Raw genomic sequence first — 17207 nt, forward strand, 5'->3', positions numbered from 1 at the left:
CAGTCGCCAGGGCGCTGTGGCGCCCTTGTGAGGCTTTATTTATGCGCAATGCCCACAAGTATCTCGATCATGTTTCTATTTTTCTTGGCCAGGTTGCCATGTTGCTGGTCTGTTTACTGGTTGGCTCTATGTTGTTTGAGGTAGCAGCACGCTATGTATTTCAAGCACCGACCCTTTGGGCATTTGATCTGTCGTATATGTTTAATGGCAGTTTGTTTTTGCTGGCAGGGGCTTATTCGCTAAAGCATGAGGCGCATGTCCGTATCGACTTTTTATCGCGGCAATTACCCATCGTTATCCAACAAAATCTTAATGGGCTGGTTTATGCCTTTTTAGCGGGCCCTGCTTTTGCGGTATTTGCCTGGATCGCCACAGAAAAGACATACAAAGCTTATCTAACCGGTGAGGTTGAAAGTACCAGTCCCTGGGCACCTCTGATTTGGCCATTTTATGCAGCGTTGGCGATAGGGCTGATCGCCTTTACCTTGCAGCTGTACCTGGAGGCTAGCAAGTTTATGTTGCGAGTCGCGGCTCCGGGGCACTGTGCAGAAGCAGGAGATGTGTCCCATGATTGAGCTGATTCCAGTATGGATGTTTATCGCTCTTTTCACCTTTGTGTTTATGGGTATTCCGGTTGCACTCTCACTTATTATCGTTGCGACCGGTTTTGGAATAATGGTATTTGGCGATAGTGCCTTTTTGCAGCTGTATGGCGCTATTTTGCATACGGCTTCTAACTTTACCTTGTCGGCTATTCCCCTGTTTATTCTGATGGGAGCAATTCTTGAGCAAACAGGTTTAGCGTTGCGTTTATTTAACGCACTACAGTTGTGGATGGGACGTTTTCCCGGTGGTCTGGCATTAGCCACCATCACCATGTGCGCCATTTTTGCTGCGGCATCCGGTGTGGTAGGGGCAGTGGAAATTGTGGTGGGGATGATGGCGTTACCGGCAATGAGCAAGTACCGCTATGACCAGGGGCTGATGGCTGGCACCGTGTGTGCGGGGGGATCATTAGGCACCATTATTCCGCCTTCTATCGTGGTAGTGGTGTACTCCTCTATGGCGCAGCTATCAATTGGCCAGTTGTTTGCTGCCAGTGTGATTCCCGGTTTGCTGATGGTGGTTTTGTTTATGGTGTATGTGTTGATTGCCTGCCGAATCAACAAAACTTTGGGGCCTCCTGCAAATGAAAGCGACTCCGTCAGCACTCACGAAAAAATACGGCTGACATTATCGGCGATTATTCCCCCGGTGTTGTTGATTGCGGCGGTACTCGGCTCATTGCTGCTGGGGATTGCCTCGCCAACAGAGGCGGCGGCAGTGGGGGCGGCTGGGGCTGCAATCCTAGCATTGGCATTCCGAGAACTGAGCTGGGCTAAGTTTGTCAGTGCGTTGCAAACTACCATCAAAATTACTGCCATGATCATGCTCATTGTGATGGGTGGCACCATGTTCACCAGTATTTTTGCTGTCGCTGGTGGTGGTTGGATGATCTCTGACTGGGTCGATAGCCTGGATATGGGCACTTATGGCTTGATCTTCTTTTTGATGGCAGTGGTATTTGTTGCCGGTTTTGTACTGGACTGGATTTCAGTTGTGCTCATTTTTGTGCCTATTTTTACTCCGCTGGTTAAAGCGGCAGGCATTGATCCTATCTGGTTTGCTGTGATGTTTATGGTGGTTATTCAAACTTCCTACCTGACTCCTCCCATGGCACCTTCGATTTTTTACTTGAAGTCGATCGCACCGCCGGAGATGACTTACCGGCATATGTATAAAGGAGTGGTGCCCTTTGTGCTGCTGCAGTTATTAGTCTTGGCAATTGTGGTATTGGTGCCAGAGGCCGCGACTTACCTACCAAGCTTAATCAGTGCCCGGTAATGGCAAGATAACTGCTTTTGCTCTGACTCAGATGGCCCCTATTTGCATGATTTTTTCAGGCGAGTAGGGGCTATCGTACGTTAGGTGGGTTGGATGAACAGCCTAGGCTTTTGCACCCTTTATCAAGCTGCCAGACGCTGGCGTGAGCCACACTTGCGCTTACCCCGTGATTGCTAATTCCGCTTTGCTGGGGGAGGTTGGAGAAGTCGTAGGCGCCCTGCAGCTTTGTGCTCGTATCCATGCTCCCGCGTGGATACGCATACGGAACTTCGCCCACTCCTTGAACGGATGGCGTAGGTTGGAAAAGCCGTAGGGCCTTCCAACATAGCTGCTATGCCAGATCGCGCAATACTCTGTTGGATGGCGCCGCGTGGCGGCTTATCCAACCTACATCCGGTGCTTGTGGTGACGCTCCCAGAGAGTAGAGGGGCTAATAGGTGGCTGAATCAACGACTTATTTCCCGATAATGCTGCATTCCAAGCAGTGTATTGTTGGTTGGTATGCTAGCAGTGCGCGCACTGCTACCAAAGGGCCCTGGCATTTTTGGCAAAACTGGACGAATATCAACCCATTAGGGAAGGCGAGCAGCAAGATGCCCCACATGTGAATTTTTCACAGAGGAAATTAGTTATGCTTAAGTATTAAATGATTTTCTTAAAATTTTTTAACTTTGTTTGGGGCGCAAATAAGTATACTTAGAATGAAGTGTTAGCCGTAAGGGATACAGTCATGCTTGCGAAATTAATTCCATATGCTGGTAGATGGAAAAAAATGAGTTTAATTGAAAAAATTGGTTGTGCTGGAAGCGTTGCAACCATATTGGGAGTAATGATTCAGATAAGTTTTTTGATGCTAAATGATGATACTGAAATGCTACCTTCGGAGAAGCTAGTTATAGACTCTCATAAGACGAAAATTGTAATTGATAGAATTGAGTTAAAAAGTTTTTACAAGGTTAACGAGCCTTATGTGGTAATGGTAATAAAAAATATCTCAGATGTTACGGCAAGAAATGTAAGTGTTTCATTTGTTTCGGATTCAGGAGAGATTTTTGCACAACAAGATGGTGTTCGAGAGTTGTGGCGCCATAAAAATCTTGCCATTGAAAGTCAAAAAGAAGCATATATACCTGTGGCTCCACTTTCTGAATATACGGAAGAGATTTCTGAGAAAAATCGGAATGCTAAACTTCTAAAATTTAGACTTCCAGATGTTGCAGAAGCACCCTTTGAAATTAATAGTCAGGTGTGCGGAAACGACCAAGATATTATTGGTTGTAGCTATGAAACGATACAGCGCTCAACAGTTGTTAATATATCATACGAGTCAATTTTTAATGAAAAAATATCTCAGCTTGAACAATGGTTTAATATATTTTTGTTAGGTGAGCCGCAAATTTCAAGAGGAAGTGGATGACAAAAAATACACGTATCAATTTGCTCCGTGCTTCAATTTTTCTCTGAGTTGGGGAGTGAAGCTAAGGAGTTATATTAATGTATAGATTATCATTTAAATTGATGATGTTGATCATTGCGATAGATTAATAGGAAGTCTCATCATAGTCATAGCGTTATTTTGGGAAAAAGGTCACGCCAAGCAGTGCTCACCCCGTTCTTTCCAATTCCTGTAGATAAGTCTCCAACACCAGATGGGGCCTATCGCCTTTACGGGTGACAGCAAAATAACCGGTTTGATAGCGGTAACGCTCTGGCGCCAGGGGACGCATGGCGCCTTGGTTGACCCAGAGTTCAGCGTAGTGGGTGGGCAGGTAGCCAATAAAACAGCCGGTCAGGATTAAAAAGGCGATGCCTTCGCGGTCGGTGGCGGTGGCACTGGCCTTCAGGCACTGTTGCAGGGCTTTAATGTCCGCCGTTTGGGCATAGGCCGGGAGGACGGCATCCACCTTGGCCAGGGTCTTGTCATTGAGTTGTTGATCATCGCCATCAAATAGCGGGTGTTGCTGGCTGCAGTAGAGCAGGGCTTCCTCGGTATAAAGCGGCAGGTAGTTGAGGCTGGGCAAGGGGCGCAGTTCAGGGATGATGCCGATTTGCAGGCGGCCATCCAGCACGGCAATTTCGATTTCATTCGGCGGCAGCATGTGGATATTGATGCGCACCTCCGCCCCCCGTTGTTTGAGGGCGGCGAGGGCGTGGGTAATGCGCATATGGGGCATGGTGACGAGATTATCGGTAATGCCGATATTCAGCTCGCCCTTGAGTTGAGCATGCAGGGCGTTGACATGGGTCTTGAAGGATTCCAGCGCACTCAGCACTTGTAGCGCCGCGGTGTGTACCTCGGCCCCTTCATCGGTGAGGGCAAAGCCGCCGCGCCCGCGTTGGCACAGGCGCAGCCCCAGGCGTTTTTCCAGATCGGCAATGGCGATACTGATCGCGGCCCGGCTGATATTAAGCTCCACTTCCGCAGCGGAAAAACCACCGCAATCCACCACGGTTTTAAAGATGCGCAGCAGGCGGATATCGGCTTCGCTGACCTGGCCACGCAGGGGTAAATTGCTGCTGGGACTGGCTGGGGGCATGGCTTACCTCGGTGACAAGATGGGGGCTGGAAAAGGCGACTCAGTAAGTTAAGTAAAAGATTAACTCAAAATTAATATATTTGAATTTATTTACCTAAATGGTCGTTGCACACTGCTGCCATAGTCGATACTGATCGAGGACGCAGCCATGTCAGATAACAGCAATAAAACCTGGGCAGGCCTGAGCCGGGCGGATCTTGAAGCCCACTGGATGCCTTATACCGGCAACCGCAATTTCAAGCAGGACCCCCGCATGATCGTGGCAGCCAAGGGCTGCTATTACACCGATGCCGATGGCCGCCAGATTTTTGATGGTCTGTCTGGCCTCTGGACCTGTGGCGCCGGCCACTGCCGTGATGAGATCGCCGAGGCGGTCAGCCAGCAGATTCGGCAACTGGATTACTCCCCGGCATTTCAGTTTGGTCACCCCAAGTCCTTCGAGTTAGCCAACCGGATTAAAGCCCTGACCCCAGCCGGGTTGGATTATGTGTTCTTCACCGGTTCCGGCTCTGAGTCGGCAGATACGTCCTTAAAAATCGCCCGCGCTTACTGGCGTAAGAAGGGTATGCCGAGCAAAACCAAGCTGATTGGCCGGATCAAGGGTTACCACGGGGTGAACTTTGGCGGTATCAGTGTGGGGGGCATTGGTGCCAACCGCGCCCTCTATGGCCAGGGAGTGGATGCGGATCATCTTTCCCACACCATGCTGGCGGAGAACCGCTTCACTCGTGGTATGCCGACTACAGGCGCGGAGTTGGCCAACGAGCTGGAAGAGCTGGTGGCCCTGCACGATGCCTCCAATATTGCTGCGGTGATCGTTGAGCCCTTGGCCGGTTCTGCCGGGGTGATTCCCCCGCCCCAGGGTTATTTGCAGCGTCTGCGTGAGCTGTGCACCAAGCACAATATCCTGCTGATTTTTGATGAGGTCATCACCGGCTTTGGCCGCATGGGTGCCAATACCGGTGCCGAAGCCTTTGGCGTGACGCCGGATATTCTCAACGTTGCCAAGCAGCTGACCAACGGTAGTCAGCCGATGGGGGCGGTGATCGTCAAAGACGAGATTTATCAGTGCTTTATGGAGCACGGTGGCCCCGATTACATGCTGGAGCTGCCCCACGGTTATACCTATTCCGCCCACCCGGTGGCCTGTGCAGCGGGGCTGGCGGCACTGGATATTCTGGAAAATGATCGTCTGGTGGATCGCGTTAAAGAGATGGCGCCGATTTTTGAGAATGCCCTGCACAGCCTCAAGGGCAGCAAGTATGTCAGTGATATCCGTAACTTTGGCTTGGCCGGGGCCCTGACCCTGGAGGCCGCGCCTGGGCAACCGGCTCTGCGCCCCTATGAGGTGGCGATGAGCTGCTGGAAGAAGGGCTTCTATGTGCGCTATGGCGGCGACACCATCCAGCTTGGCCTGCCCTTTATTGTCGAGCGGGAAGAGATTGACCGCCTGATTAACGCCCTGGGCGACTCCCTCAACGAATTAGCATAAGGACACTCCTATGGAAATCGTCGGACACCTGATTAACGGCCAGCCGCGCCAGGACCATGAGCGCTTGCAGGATGTGTATAACCCCTCCACCGGCGCAGTGAGCAAGCAAGTTGCCCTGGCGGGTTTGGCGACGGTGGAGGAGGCCATTGCCTCAGCCCAGGCGGCCTTCCCGGCTTGGCGTAACACCCCGCCACAAAAGCGGGCGCGGATTATGTTCCGCTTTAAAGAATTGCTGGAGCAGCATGCTGAGACCATCGTCCGCCTGATTGGTGAGGAGCATGGCAAGATTGTTCATGATGCCCAGGGTGAGTTGCAGCGTGGTATCGAAAATGTTGAGTACGCGTGCTATGCGCCGGAGTTGCTCAAGGGCGAGCATTCCAAAAACGTAGGCCCCTCGATTGATTCCTGGAGTGAGTTCCAGCCCCTGGGAGTGGTGGCGGGGATTACACCCTTTAACTTCCCGGCGATGGTGCCGCTGTGGATGTATCCGATGGCCATCGTTTGCGGCAACTGCTTTATCCTCAAGCCCTCTGAGCGTGATCCCTCTTCTGCGCTCTTTATTGCCCAATTGCTGCACGAAGCCGGTTTACCTGCTGGGGTGTTGAACGTGGTCAATGGCGATAAAACCTGTGTTGATGTGCTGCTGACCGACAAGCGTATCCAGGCGGTGAGCTTTGTTGGCTCCACCCCGATTGCCGAATACGTCTATCAAACCGCCAACCAGCACGGCAAGCGTTGCCAGGCCCTAGGGGGCGCGAAGAACCACGCCATCGTCATGCCTGATGCGGATTTGGATAATGCGGTGAATGCGCTGATGGGGGCGGCCTTTGGCTCTTCCGGCGAGCGCTGCATGGCGATTTCAGTCGCGGTGGCGGTGGGCCAGCAAACTGGCGATGCGCTGGTAGCCAAGCTGCAGGAGCGGATGACCAGCCTGAAGGTTGGCCCGCACCATGATGCCAGCAACGACTTTGGCCCGTTGATTACCCGGGCGCACCAGCAGAAGGTGATGGGTTATATCACCGAGGCGCGTGAGCAGGGTGCCAAGGTGGTGGTGAATGGTTGTGAAGTGCAGGTGGCGGGCCATGAACAGGGCTTTTATGTCGGTGGCACCCTGATTGATCAGGTGCAGCCGGGCATGCGCTGCTATGAGGAAGAAATCTTCGGCCCAGTGCTGGCGGTCGTGCGGGTCGATAGCATGGAAGAGGCGATGCGCCTGATTGATGAGCACGAATACGGTAATGGCACCTGCATCTTTACCCGTGATGGTGAGGCAGCGCGTTACTTTAGCGATCATATTCAGGTGGGCATGGTGGGCATCAACGTGCCCCTACCGGTGCCGGTGGCGTATCACAGCTTTGGTGGCTGGAAGCGCTCCCTGTTCGGTGATCTGCATGCCTATGGGCCGGATGCGGTGCGCTTCTATACCAAGCGTAAGACCATCACCCAGCGCTGGCCCTCCAGTGGCGTGCGTGAAGGGGCGCAGTTCTCCTTCCCATCCTAAGATTTACGTCAAAGCAGTAGTCCGATTGGGAGCCGCAAGGCTCCCTTTTTTGTGGCGTTATTTTTTGGGGGGCTGGAGTCAGGCTTGATCCGAGAGGGCGGGGTCTTCCCCAAATACCTGGAAGCCCTGGCCGCCGGCGGCCTTAGCCTGGTACATCGCTGCATCGGCGCGGCGCAGCAGCTTGTTGCTACTGTTGCCATGCTGTGGCGCCAGACTAATACCGATGCTGATGCCGCATTCAATCAATCTGCCCTGCAGGGCGAAGGGGAGTGAAAAAGCCTGGACCAGCCGTGCGGCCAAGACACTGGCGGGTTGCAGGGTGGCCTCTGGCAACAGAATGACAAACTCATCGCCCCCCAGACGAGCAAAGATCGCTTCCCCAGGGAGCTGGCTTTGTTGGCGTGCCACGCTCTGACGCAAAAGCTCATCCCCCGCTTGATGGCTGAGGTTGTCGTTGACCCACTTGAGTTTATCAATATCAGTAAACAGCAGGGCGAACTGAGCCTGGGCATTGTGACTGAGCCATTGGTGCAACAGCTCCATAAAAAAGTGACGGTTGGGTAGGCCGGTCAGGCTGTCATGGTTGGCTTGATATTGCAGGCGTGCGTTGAGCTCATGCAGCTCGGTAATGTCCTCGCACACCAGCACGCGCAGGCTGTCGTTCTCCCCCATGCGGACTTGCCGGCCACGTTGGCGTGCCCATATATGGCTTTGGTCTGCTTTTAACATGGGCACCTCGGTGCGCAGCTCTTGCCCCTTAAGCAACGTTTGCCAGTTTTTATTGGCCAGCGCCTGGCTAGTGTCGGGGTGCAATTGCAGATAATGACGCCCCACCAATTCTTGACTCTGGTAACCCAGTTGCATGGCGCCATAGTCGCTCACCCGGGTAATAAAGCCTTCTTGGTCTAGGGTCAGGGTGAGGGTTGGGCTGGCATTAATCAGCAAGTGGAGAAAGTCATGCTGGCTGGCGAGGATTTGCGCCTGTTGGTTCTGAGCCTGGATACGCTCCAGGGTATTGCCAAGTAAGCTGCCCAAGGCATTGAGGATGTCCATCAACTCTTCACCCTGAGCGATGCTATTGGGGCTGGCCAGGTTGAGTAGGGCGCAAAGCTGGCCATGGATATGAATCGGTACCGCCCAAGCACTAATTAACCCGGCGTCGGCCAGCAGCCGATGCTCGTGCAGGCTGGACTGGCGTAAATCTGCCGTATGCAGGGTATGGTTGGCCTGCCAGGCACGCATCAGGCCAGAGTCACGGTTAGCGGGTATTTCACGCATATCGACACAGGCTTGGCCACTGAAAAAGCGGACTTCAAAAGCCTTCAGCTCCCCCTCCAGAAAGCGCGGCAAGGCATAACTGATCCGGGTGACGGGCATAAAGTGGCTGATGCTGGCGCTGACATGGGCAAAGACTTCGGATTCACTGACCGCTCCTGACAGTTTGGCTGCCAGTTGATTGAGCAATTGCAGTTGTTCGGCAAAGCCACGGAAACGTTCCAGTCGTTGTTGCGTGCGTTCAAGCAGGCGTAAGCGCTCCAGCTGGGTTGAAACCAAGGCCCCAATTTGCTCGAAACGCTCTAGCAGGGCAGGGGAGTAGAGAGCCTGATCATCAGTGGCGAGGTTAAGGCAGCCCAGGCAGCTATCTTCTACCTGCAAAGGGCAGTTCAGAATGGCCTGCATGCCATCCGCAGCCAGTATGGCTTCGTCTAGCCAGGGGCTTTGAGGGTCAAGAGGGCGGGTTAGTTTGGCCTTGCCTGTGATGGCTGCCTGACCGGTATGGGTGTGTTGGACGGGCACGCTGGCCCCGAGCGGAATCACCCCCTCGACGCCATGTAGCGCCATCACCGCCATCTGCTGATTCGCCATATCTAACTGGGCGAAGCTGGCCCGTTGCGCAGGAATAATGTTTGGCAGCATGCGCGCGACACAGCGAAAGACTTCGGTCTCTGAATCTGCCTGGGTAATGGCAATAATCAGTTGACCGAGTGCAGAGGCAGTCAGGTCGGCAACGTCATGCTGCATGCAGCCTCCCTTGGGTTGGCCGCGTGGAGCGCACTACGGCAGCGGCGAGATCAACAGTGATTCATGCTTAATGGGGTTAGCACCTTACTCAGGCAAGTTCAGCCGGGGCGTAGCAACTGAGGAACATCCGCACCGAGGTATCAATACAGCGCTGTTGTTGTGCGGCATCTAAGGCTGGGCGGCGCATCAGTAGCTGGGGCCAGAAGGCGCTGCTTTTTAACAAAGATAAGAATTGGTTGGCAGCTAGCTCGACATCATCCAATGCCAGACGGCCATCTTCTCGGGCCGCTTGAATCCAGGCTTGCAACTGGCTGGCACTTTTACCGATTTCCTGGGCCACTAACAGGGCAACCTGTTCACTGTGGATAGCCTCCCCCATCAGCGTGCGGGAGAGCAGGATAAAATCAGCATCGGTGAGTAACGCCATTTCCTGGGCCGCAATCTCGCTTAGCTGTTGTTTAAGGGGGCGGTCCGGCTGATAACGTACGCTGATGGCATTACTGAGCAGGGCGATCAGATGTTGCACCATGGCCAAGAATAGCTCGTCTTTACTGGCAAAGTGGTTATACACCGTGCGCTTGGACACCTGTGCCACCGCTGCCAGACGATCCATGCTGGTGGCTTGAAAGCCATGCTGGCTGAACTCGCTGATGGCGGCTTGCAAAATGGCCGCACGTTTTTGTTCGGAGAGGGTGGGGGCAGCTGGCATAGCAAGACCTGATGATTAGCAGTGAAGCGGGAGTGCTGTTAGGGGGTAAATACTACACTTGCGAGTTTACTTTTGCTAATTGATGTGTAAACTGCACGGTGTAGTTTATGGCTATCACAAGGAGCCCCCATGTCCACATGCAGTTTGCGCGTTAAGCAGGATGTCTTCCCTTCCACCCAAGCGCCGCGCCGCGGTGGGCGTTTTATTAATCAAGCTGCCTTGCCGAAACTATCAGGGCGAGAGCAGTTGCAGTTGTTCTGGCGCTTTTTCTTTGAACCTCGTCCGCTGGGAACGCCTAAGTTGCCCATCCCGGTGCAGCCACTGAATCAGGCAGTCTTGGCCGCACAGAATCCGGATCACACTCAGGTTTATCGCCTGGGGCATTCCAGCTTGTTATTACACATAGGCGGGCGTTACTGGCTCACTGATCCGGTGTTTGCCAAGCGTGCCTCACCCTTTTCTTTTATTGGCCCTAAGCGTTTCCATGCACCGCCGCTAGCGCTGGAAGATTTGCCGCCTCTGGCCGGGGTGATTCTGTCGCACAATCATTACGATCATTTGGATAAAGCCAGCATTAAAGCCCTGATCAATAAGAGCGAAGGGTTTTACATGCCGCTGGGGGTAGGGGCGTCGCTACGAAAATGGGGAGTGCCGGAGACCAAAATCCATGAGTTTGACTGGTGGCAGGAAAGGCAAGTGCCGGGTTTGCGCTTGATCGCAACGCCATCACAACACTTTTCTGGACGCGGCTTGGCGGATGCCAATCAAAGCCTGTGGTGCTCCTGGGTGTTGATAGGGGAGCAACAGAAAATCTTTTTCAGTGGTGACTCTGGCTATTTTGCTGGCTTTGCCGAGATTGGCCGCCGCTTTGGGCCCTTTGATCTGACCCTGATGGAAGCCGGTGCCTATGACCCCCAATGGGCGGGTGTACACATGCTGCCGGAGGAAAGTGTGCAGGCTCACCTGGACTTAGGGGGCAAGGTGATGATGCCGATCCACAATGGCACCTTCGACCTCGCCTTTCATGCCTGGTATGACCCCTTCGAGCAGATTTGGCAGTTAGCCAAGCAGCAGGGGGTAGCGCTGGCATTGCCGCAAATTGGTGAGCCCTGGGTACTGGAGCAGGCGAGTGTCGCCCGCCCCTGGTGGCGCAGTTTGTTGCCCCGTTAAGGTTGGAGATAGCCAAAGTCCGCCAGTTGCCGCTGCACCGGCTCGGAGCGCAAATAAGCACTTAAACGCTCCGCCAGGGCCTGCTGAGAGCTGGCTTTCAAGATTACTAGTTGCTGCTCCAACGGCTGGTAGTAGCCGGGGGGAATGATTAATACCTGGTTGAGGGGGATGCCTTGCAACAGCAGTAGGCTGGCGGGCAGTAAAGCCCCTTCAACCTGGCCACTGGCGGCCATCCGCTTGGCGGTGGGGCTGTCAAAGGTTTGCAGTAATTGCCCCCGTTGCCAGGGCCAGCGGCTCAGGCTTTGCAATAAATTCTGGCCAGCACGGCCATAAGCATCCAGCTTGGGGTTAACCATCGCCAGGCTGCTGAGTTGTTGCAGGGTGCCGGGTTGTGGGTGGCTGGTGCGAGGTGTCCACAACCAGAGCTGGCCGATGGCATAGGTTTGGCGGGAGCCGGAACGGATTAATCCCTGGGATTCCAGCAAGCTGGGAACACGGGCATCCGGAGCCAGCAACATATCCAATTCGCCGGCTTTGGCCTGCTGCTCCAGGGTGCTGCCAGGGGCGCTGACCAGAGTAATAGAGTGACCGGCCTCAGGCTCAAACTGGGCGATCAGGCTGGCCATGATGGGTTCCAGGTCATGACCTATCCCCAGTTTAAAGTTACTGGCCTGAGCCAGCAGGCTATAGGGCAGTAAGACAAGCAGTAATAGCAGACGCATCAGCGATCCCTGTCAGTGCATAGTAAGTACATAAGGCGAGGTTTAGCTGTACGGCCAGTCAGCCACCTTTGGTGCGTTGCATAATACACTGTGATTCCTCGCTGCTTAACCGGGTTGCGCTTAAGATGCGCTCCTTGGTGATCATTATGACCTATGTTTAGTAAACCGCACTCTTTGCAGGAAGCCCAACATGACTGCCCGTTCCCTTTCCTTTGTGCTGCTTTGTTCCTGGTTGCTGACCGCCTGTAGTGAGCCCCCCGCACCTATCCAGACCACTAGCGTACGGCCAGTTAAATTGGTGCAGGTGAGTGATGCGAAAGACCAGCTGGTACGTGAGTTTCCTGCCCGCATTGCCGCCACCCAGGAGGCGGATTTGTCGTTCCGGGTGGGGGGCGAGTTAAGGCAGTTGCCGGTATTGCAGGGGCAGCGAGTCCAAAAGGGCGAATTGATTGCCGAGCTTGATCCCACCGATTACCAGTTACAGCTTAAGGATCGTGAGGCCAGCTACCAGTTGGCGTTGACCCAGTTTCAGCGGATCGAAAAGCTACTCGGTCAGCGTTTGGTTTCCCAGGCGGAATATGATCAGAAAAAGGCCCAGCTGAGTTCGGCGGAGGCGGCCCTGCGTCTGGCCCGCCAGGAGCTGGCCTACACCCAGTTAAAAGCGCCCTTTGCCGGGGTGGTGGCGGCCACCTATGTAGAAAACTTCCAAGTGGTGCAGGCCAAGCAAGCGGTGGTAACCCTGCAGGCGGGTAATGTGCTGGATGCCATCTTCCAGGTACCGGAGAACCTGCTGGGCAATATCCAGGGGGATGGCCGTGATTATCATCCCCAGGTGCGCCTGGATAGCTTGGGAGGGCTGATGGTGGAAGGAACCTTGAAGGAGTACTCCACCGTTGCCGATGCCAAAACCCTGACCTACGAGGTGCGGGTCAGCTTTGAAAAACCCGCTAACTTCACCGCCTTGCCGGGGATGCGGGCAACGGTGATTGTCGATTTTGCCCAGCTCTATGGTGATAACCAGCAGGCCACCCTGGAGGTGCCGGTGGAGGCGGTATTCAGCCCGGATCAGCAAGGCGAGCAAGATAAGCAAGTCTGGGTGGCCAGCCAGGATGCGCAAGGCAAATGGCAGGTGCAGGCACGTGCGGTAGAGGTGGGGCAGATCAGCAGTAAGGGGATTCAGATACTCAGCGGGTTAACGGCCGGTGAGCAGGTGGTGGCCACGGGGGTGCATGAGCTGCACGAGGGCATGGAAGTCAAACCCTGGGTACGGGAGCGGGGGCTGTAATGAATATCGCCGGTTACTTTATTGAGCGCAAAGTTACCAGCTGGCTGGTGACCCTGCTGCTGGGCCTGGGTGGTTTAATCGCCTTTATGGAGCTGGGACGGTTGGAAGACCCAGCCTTTACCATCAAAACCGCCATGGTTACCGCCCAGTATCCCGGTGCCTCGCCACAGCAGGTGGAGGAGGAAGTGACCTATCCGCTGGAGAACGCCATCCAGCAATTACCCTATATCGATAAGATTCGCTCCATTTCCAGCAATGGCCTGACCCAGATTATTGTCGATGTGCACAGCACCTATGGCCCGGATGAGTTACCGCAGATCTGGGATGAACTGCGGCGCAAGGTCAATGATTTGGCTCCCCGTTTACCTCCAGGGGTGAAAACGCCAGTGGTCAATGATGACTTTGGCGATGTGTTTGGCATCTGGCTCAATATCAGTGGTCAGGGTTACAGCTATCAGGAGCTACGTGATTTTGCCGACCTGGTGCGGCGCGAGCTGGTGTTGGTGCCTGGGGTCGGCAAGGTCAGCCTCAATGGCACTTTGCAGGAAGAAGTACAGATCGAAATCTCCCGTACCCAGCTGGCCTTGCTGGGGCTGTCGATGCAGCAGGTGTTTGGCATCCTGCAAAGTCAGAACGTGGTGTCCAATGCGGGCAGTGTGCGGGTGGGCTCGGAGTCGATCCGTCTGCATCCCACCGGTGAGTTTAACCGGGTGGAGGAGCTGGAGCGCCTGCTGATCAGCGAACCCGGCAGTGATCGCGCCATCTACCTGGGGGACATCGCCCAGATTCAGCGGGGCTTTGCCGAGGTGCCAAGCAACCTCTATCGCTCTAATGGTCAACCGGCGTTGGCGCTGGGAGTGTCTTTCGCCCCTGGGGTGAACGTGGTCAATACCGGTATGGCGGTCATGCAGCGCCTGGCCCAGCTGGATGCCGAGCGTCCTGCCGGTATGCAGTTGGATACCTTCTATAACCAGTCCGAGGAGGTGGACGCCTCGATTCAGGACTTCGTTAATAACTTCCTGGCCTCGGTGGCCATTGTGGTGGCGGTGCTGCTGCTCTTTATGGGGGCCCGTTCCGGTCTGTTGATTGGTCTGGTGCTGGCGCTGACGGTGCTGGGCAGCTTTATCTTTATGAAACTCTGGGGTATCGAGTTGCAGCGTATCTCCCTGGGGGCGCTGGTGATTGCCCTGGGGATGCTGGTGGATAACGCCATCGTGGTGGTGGAAGGTATTCTGGTGGGGCTGCAGCGGGGACAGAGTCGCCTGCAGGCCGCTAATGCCGTGGTCAAGCAGACTGCCTTGCCGTTGCTGGGGGCAACGGTGATTGCGGTGTTGGCCTTCGCGCCCATTGGCCTATCCGATGATGCCACCGGCGAATACTGCTATTCACTCTTCCAGGTGCTGCTGATTTCCCTGCTGTTGAGCTGGGTCACCGCCATCAGCATCACCCCTTTCTTTGCCTCCCTGCTGTTTAAAGAGCAGCTGCTGCAGGAGGAAGAGGTTGATCCCTACCGTGGCCTGATTTTTAGCGGTTATCGCCGTTTGCTCGGGTTGTGCATGCGCCATCGGCTGCTGACCATGGTGCTACTGTCAGCGTTGTTGCTGGTATCGGTGCTGGGTTTTGCCAAGGTGCGGCAGAGCTTTTTCCCGCCTTCTAATACCCCGATGTTTTTTGTTGATCTGTGGCTGCCCCAGGGCACCGATATTCGGGCCACGGAACAGGCAGTGATCGAGCTGGAACAACTGATCCTGCAGGATCAGCGGGTGGAGCGGGCGGTCAGCACCCTGGGGCGTGGGGCGTGGGGCGATGCGCTTTATCCTCACCTATGATCCGGAAAAGAGTTACGCCAACTACGCCCAGATTCTGGTGCGAACCGGTGAACAGGCGGACATCGTGCCGCTGATTAACGAGCTGGATCAACGTTGGCCTGAGCTGCTGCCCCAGGCCAATATCAAGTTCCGCCAGCTGATGTTGGGGCCAGGTGCTGGCGCCAAGGTGGAAGCCCGCTTTAGTGGCCCCGATCCTGAGGTGTTGCGCCAGTTAGGTGAGCAGGCCAAGCGCATTCTGCTGGCGGATCAGGCCGCCACTGGCGTCATGCATGACTGGCGCAACCGCAGTAAGGTGATTCGGCCCCAGCTGGATGAAGCCCAGGCCCGTGCCACCGGCATCAATAAAACCGAGCTGGACGATGTGCTGCTGATGAACTTCTCCGGCATGCAGGTGGGATTGTATCGGGATGGCACCCGCATGCTGCCGATTATTACCCGGCCGCCGGAACAGGAGCGCTTAGATGCCAGCCAAATGCATAACCTGCAACTGTGGAGCCCGTCACTCCAGGCCTATATTCCTATCAGTCAGGTGGTGACAGCCTTCGTCAGCGAGTGGGAAAACCCCTTGATGATGCGGCGTGACCGCAAGCGCACCCTGACGGTGATGGCGGACCCCAGCATCCTCAGTGGTGAAACCGGCGCGCAACTGTTGGCGCGGGTGAAGGGCCCGATCGAGGCGATCGAACTGCCCCCAGGCTATGAACTGCAATGGGGCGGTGAGCTGGAAAACTCGCAAAAAGCACAAAAAGCCGTATTTGGTGCTTTGCCGCTGGGTTATCTGCTGATGTTCATCATCACCGTGCTGCTGTTTGACTCCTTCAAAAAAGCCGCAGTGATCTGGATTACCGTGCCTCTGGCGGTGATTGGGGTGACCCTCGGTTTCCTCAGTACCGGCATCCCCTTTGGCTTTATGGCACTGCTGGGCTTTTTGAGCCTGTCGGGGATGCTGATTAAAAACGGCATTGTGCTGGTGGATGAAATCAACCTGCAGCTCAGCAGCGGTAAAGATGCCTATGCCTCGGTGGTGGATGCCTCCATCAGCCGGGTCAGGCCGGTGGCGATGGCGGCCCTTACCACCATTCTGGGGATGGCGCCGCTGCTAACCGATGCCTTCTTCCAGAGCATGGCGGTGGTGATCATGTTTGGTCTGGCGGCGGCTACCCTGCTGACCCTGGTGGTGCTGCCTGTGCTTTACACCCTGTTTTTCCGCATTCAACCGCATCGATAACCCTGCCGACTCCTGCAGGCCGCTGCAGGAGTCAGCTTTCTCCCCGTTGCCGGCGATACTCGTCCGGACTCATCCCCATCAAGCGTTTAAACATGCCGATAAAAGCCGAGGCACTGCTATAGCCCAGTTCCAGGGCAATGGTTTCCACCTTGGCGCCGGCCTCCAGCCATTCCATTGCTTTTAGTACCCGCAGACGCTGACGCCACTCCAATAGCGGCATACCCAGGTCACGCTGACTGCGACGGGCGAGGGTGCGCTCACTGGTATGAACCTGCGCAGCCAACTCTGCCAGCGATGTATTGGCTCCAGGATTGGCTTCTAAAGTGCTCAAAACAGGGGCCAATAGGGGGTCGCTGGAGCTGGGTAAGTAACTGCCGGCACAAGGGGCGGCGGCCAATTGCTCAATCAACACCTGCAGCAGGTGCTGATCCTGCGGGCGATAGGGAGGGGTGGGGGGATGCTCACGCAGATGGGTCAGCAGGGCGCTGATTAAGGGCGTAATCAATAACGCGCAGGTCTGCTTTGGGAAGTCATAGGCATCAGGGTTGGCGACATAGAGTGAACAGTGCCAGGCCGCATGACGATTTAGCCCCTGGTGCGGAGTATTAGGGGGCAGCCACAGGGCATATTGGGACGGCACCAGATAGTGCTTATCCGCCACCTTCACCTCCATCACCCCGGAATAGGAATACACCAGCTCACCATTGGGATGCTGGTGAGTGGGATAGAGCGCATGGGCGGGCACCTGGGCCTGGCGGAAAAAAATCGGCTCAGACAGAGGTTGATTAAAGGGCGCAAGGCGATGGGGAGCGGTTTTCGACATATTGT

The 17207-nt window shown here is 55.1% G+C and carries 14 protein-coding genes; 9 read left to right on the forward strand and 5 right to left on the reverse strand.

All coding sequences use genetic code 11. From position 1 onward, the window contains the following. Positions 1–41 precede the first annotated feature (41 nt). The 3 genes from Q334_RS0115780 to Q334_RS0115790 all read left to right on the forward strand — a co-directional run bounded on the left by Q334_RS0115780 (position 42) and on the right by Q334_RS0115790 (position 3301). A complete protein-coding gene (locus Q334_RS0115780; protein ID WP_027314056.1) occupies positions 42–575 on the forward strand; it encodes a TRAP transporter small permease subunit in 534 nt (177 codons plus the stop codon). Then, positions 568–1884, forward strand: a complete 1317-nt coding sequence (locus Q334_RS0115785; RefSeq protein ID WP_027314057.1) for a TRAP transporter large permease — start codon at positions 568–570, stop codon at positions 1882–1884. The genes Q334_RS0115780 and Q334_RS0115785 overlap by 8 nt, the downstream gene beginning before the upstream one ends. A gap of 730 nt (positions 1885–2614) precedes the next feature. Next, positions 2615–3301 carry a hypothetical protein gene (locus tag Q334_RS0115790; protein WP_027314058.1) on the forward strand — a complete coding sequence of 229 codons (687 nt, stop codon included), beginning with the start codon at positions 2615–2617 and terminating at the stop codon, positions 3299–3301. A gap of 187 nt (positions 3302–3488) precedes the next feature. Here the strand turns inward: Q334_RS0115790 and Q334_RS0115795 are convergent, their stop codons facing one another. Further along, positions 3489–4421 carry a LysR family transcriptional regulator gene (locus Q334_RS0115795; protein ID WP_035461848.1) on the reverse strand — a complete coding sequence of 311 codons (933 nt, stop codon included), beginning with the start codon at positions 4419–4421 and terminating at the stop codon, positions 3489–3491. Between the two features lie 148 nt (positions 4422–4569). On the opposite strand from Q334_RS0115795, the gene Q334_RS0115800 reads away from it, so the two are divergent. Both Q334_RS0115800 and Q334_RS0115805 read left to right on the forward strand, forming a co-directional pair. Continuing rightward, positions 4570–5913 (forward strand): aspartate aminotransferase family protein, encoded by a 1344-nt coding sequence (locus tag Q334_RS0115800; RefSeq protein ID WP_027314060.1) that lies wholly within the window; start codon positions 4570–4572, stop codon positions 5911–5913. Positions 5914–5923: 10 nt separating this feature from the next. Then, positions 5924–7414, forward strand: coding sequence for a CoA-acylating methylmalonate-semialdehyde dehydrogenase (locus tag Q334_RS0115805; protein WP_027314061.1), 1491 nt, complete (start codon positions 5924–5926; stop codon positions 7412–7414). Positions 7415–7492: 78 nt separating this feature from the next. Here Q334_RS0115805 and Q334_RS0115810 read toward each other — a convergent pair whose 3' ends face one another. Then, a complete protein-coding gene (locus tag Q334_RS0115810) occupies positions 7493–9436 on the reverse strand; it encodes a diguanylate cyclase domain-containing protein (RefSeq protein WP_027314062.1) in 1944 nt (647 codons plus the stop codon). Positions 9437–9524: 88 nt separating this feature from the next. Continuing rightward, complete coding sequence (locus Q334_RS0115815) at positions 9525–10145, reverse strand: TetR/AcrR family transcriptional regulator (protein ID WP_027314063.1); 621 nt, start codon at positions 10143–10145, stop codon at positions 9525–9527. Positions 10146–10274: 129 nt separating this feature from the next. Here Q334_RS0115815 and Q334_RS19495 point away from each other — a divergent pair, with 129 nt between their 5' ends. After that, positions 10275–11315, forward strand: coding sequence for an MBL fold metallo-hydrolase (locus Q334_RS19495; RefSeq protein ID WP_051527879.1), 1041 nt, complete (start codon positions 10275–10277; stop codon positions 11313–11315). Here the strand turns inward: Q334_RS19495 and modA are convergent. Next, entirely contained in the window at positions 11312–12037 is a 726-nt protein-coding gene (gene modA, locus Q334_RS0115825; RefSeq protein WP_027314064.1) for a molybdate ABC transporter substrate-binding protein, read from the reverse strand. The two genes, Q334_RS19495 and modA, sit on opposite strands and share 4 nt — an antisense overlap. 190 nt (positions 12038–12227) lie before the next feature. Here modA and Q334_RS0115835 point away from each other — a divergent pair, with 190 nt between their 5' ends. Genes Q334_RS0115835 through Q334_RS20655 form a run of 3 tightly spaced genes read left to right on the forward strand, consistent with a single transcriptional unit; the run spans position 12228 to position 16379 of the window. Continuing rightward, the gene (locus Q334_RS0115835; protein ID WP_027314065.1) at positions 12228–13322 is read left to right on the forward strand and encodes an efflux RND transporter periplasmic adaptor subunit; all 1095 of its coding nucleotides are present in this window, start codon (positions 12228–12230) and stop codon (positions 13320–13322) included. After that, entirely contained in the window at positions 13322–15151 is a 1830-nt protein-coding gene (locus Q334_RS20650; protein WP_342667477.1) for an efflux RND transporter permease subunit, read from the forward strand. The genes Q334_RS0115835 and Q334_RS20650 overlap by 1 nt, the downstream gene beginning before the upstream one ends. Continuing rightward, on the forward strand, positions 15129–16379 hold the full coding sequence (locus Q334_RS20655; protein WP_342667478.1) for an efflux RND transporter permease subunit: 1251 nt from the start codon (positions 15129–15131) through the stop codon (positions 16377–16379). Before Q334_RS20650 ends, Q334_RS20655 begins: the two co-directional genes overlap by 23 nt. 31 nt (positions 16380–16410) lie before the next feature. Here the strand turns inward: Q334_RS20655 and Q334_RS0115845 are convergent, their stop codons facing one another. Next, positions 16411–17202, reverse strand: coding sequence for an AraC family transcriptional regulator (locus tag Q334_RS0115845; protein ID WP_027314066.1), 792 nt, complete (start codon positions 17200–17202; stop codon positions 16411–16413). Between the last annotated feature and the right edge of the window lie 5 nt (positions 17203–17207).

This window comes from Balneatrix alpica DSM 16621 (genome assembly GCF_000619885.1).
Lineage (GTDB): Bacteria > Pseudomonadota > Gammaproteobacteria > Pseudomonadales > Balneatricaceae > Balneatrix > Balneatrix alpica.

Excerpts from the sequence above, each read along its gene's own strand:
- Q334_RS0115810 (WP_027314062.1), bottom strand. The coding sequence starts at position 9,436 with ATGCAGCATGACGTTGCCGACCTGACTGCCTCTGCACTCGGTCAACTG.
- Q334_RS19495 (WP_051527879.1), top strand. The coding sequence starts at position 10,275 with ATGTCCACATGCAGTTTGCGCGTTAAGCAGGATGTCTTCCCTTCCACC.
- Q334_RS0115805 (WP_027314061.1), top strand. The coding sequence starts at position 5,924 with ATGGAAATCGTCGGACACCTGATTAACGGCCAGCCGCGCCAGGACCAT.
- Q334_RS0115845 (WP_027314066.1), bottom strand. The coding sequence starts at position 17,202 with ATGTCGAAAACCGCTCCCCATCGCCTTGCGCCCTTTAATCAACCTCTG.
- Q334_RS0115790 (WP_027314058.1), top strand. The coding sequence starts at position 2,615 with ATGCTTGCGAAATTAATTCCATATGCTGGTAGATGGAAAAAAATGAGT.
- Q334_RS0115835 (WP_027314065.1), top strand. The coding sequence starts at position 12,228 with ATGACTGCCCGTTCCCTTTCCTTTGTGCTGCTTTGTTCCTGGTTGCTG.
- Q334_RS0115815 (WP_027314063.1), bottom strand. The coding sequence starts at position 10,145 with ATGCCAGCTGCCCCCACCCTCTCCGAACAAAAACGTGCGGCCATTTTG.
- Q334_RS0115785 (WP_027314057.1), top strand. The coding sequence starts at position 568 with ATGATTGAGCTGATTCCAGTATGGATGTTTATCGCTCTTTTCACCTTT.
- modA (WP_027314064.1), bottom strand. The coding sequence starts at position 12,037 with ATGCGTCTGCTATTACTGCTTGTCTTACTGCCCTATAGCCTGCTGGCT.
- Q334_RS0115780 (WP_027314056.1), top strand. The coding sequence starts at position 42 with ATGCGCAATGCCCACAAGTATCTCGATCATGTTTCTATTTTTCTTGGC.
- Q334_RS0115795 (WP_035461848.1), bottom strand. The coding sequence starts at position 4,421 with ATGCCCCCAGCCAGTCCCAGCAGCAATTTACCCCTGCGTGGCCAGGTC.
- Q334_RS20650 (WP_342667477.1), top strand. The coding sequence starts at position 13,322 with ATGAATATCGCCGGTTACTTTATTGAGCGCAAAGTTACCAGCTGGCTG.
- Q334_RS20655 (WP_342667478.1), top strand. The coding sequence starts at position 15,129 with ATGCGCTTTATCCTCACCTATGATCCGGAAAAGAGTTACGCCAACTAC.
- Q334_RS0115800 (WP_027314060.1), top strand. The coding sequence starts at position 4,570 with ATGTCAGATAACAGCAATAAAACCTGGGCAGGCCTGAGCCGGGCGGAT.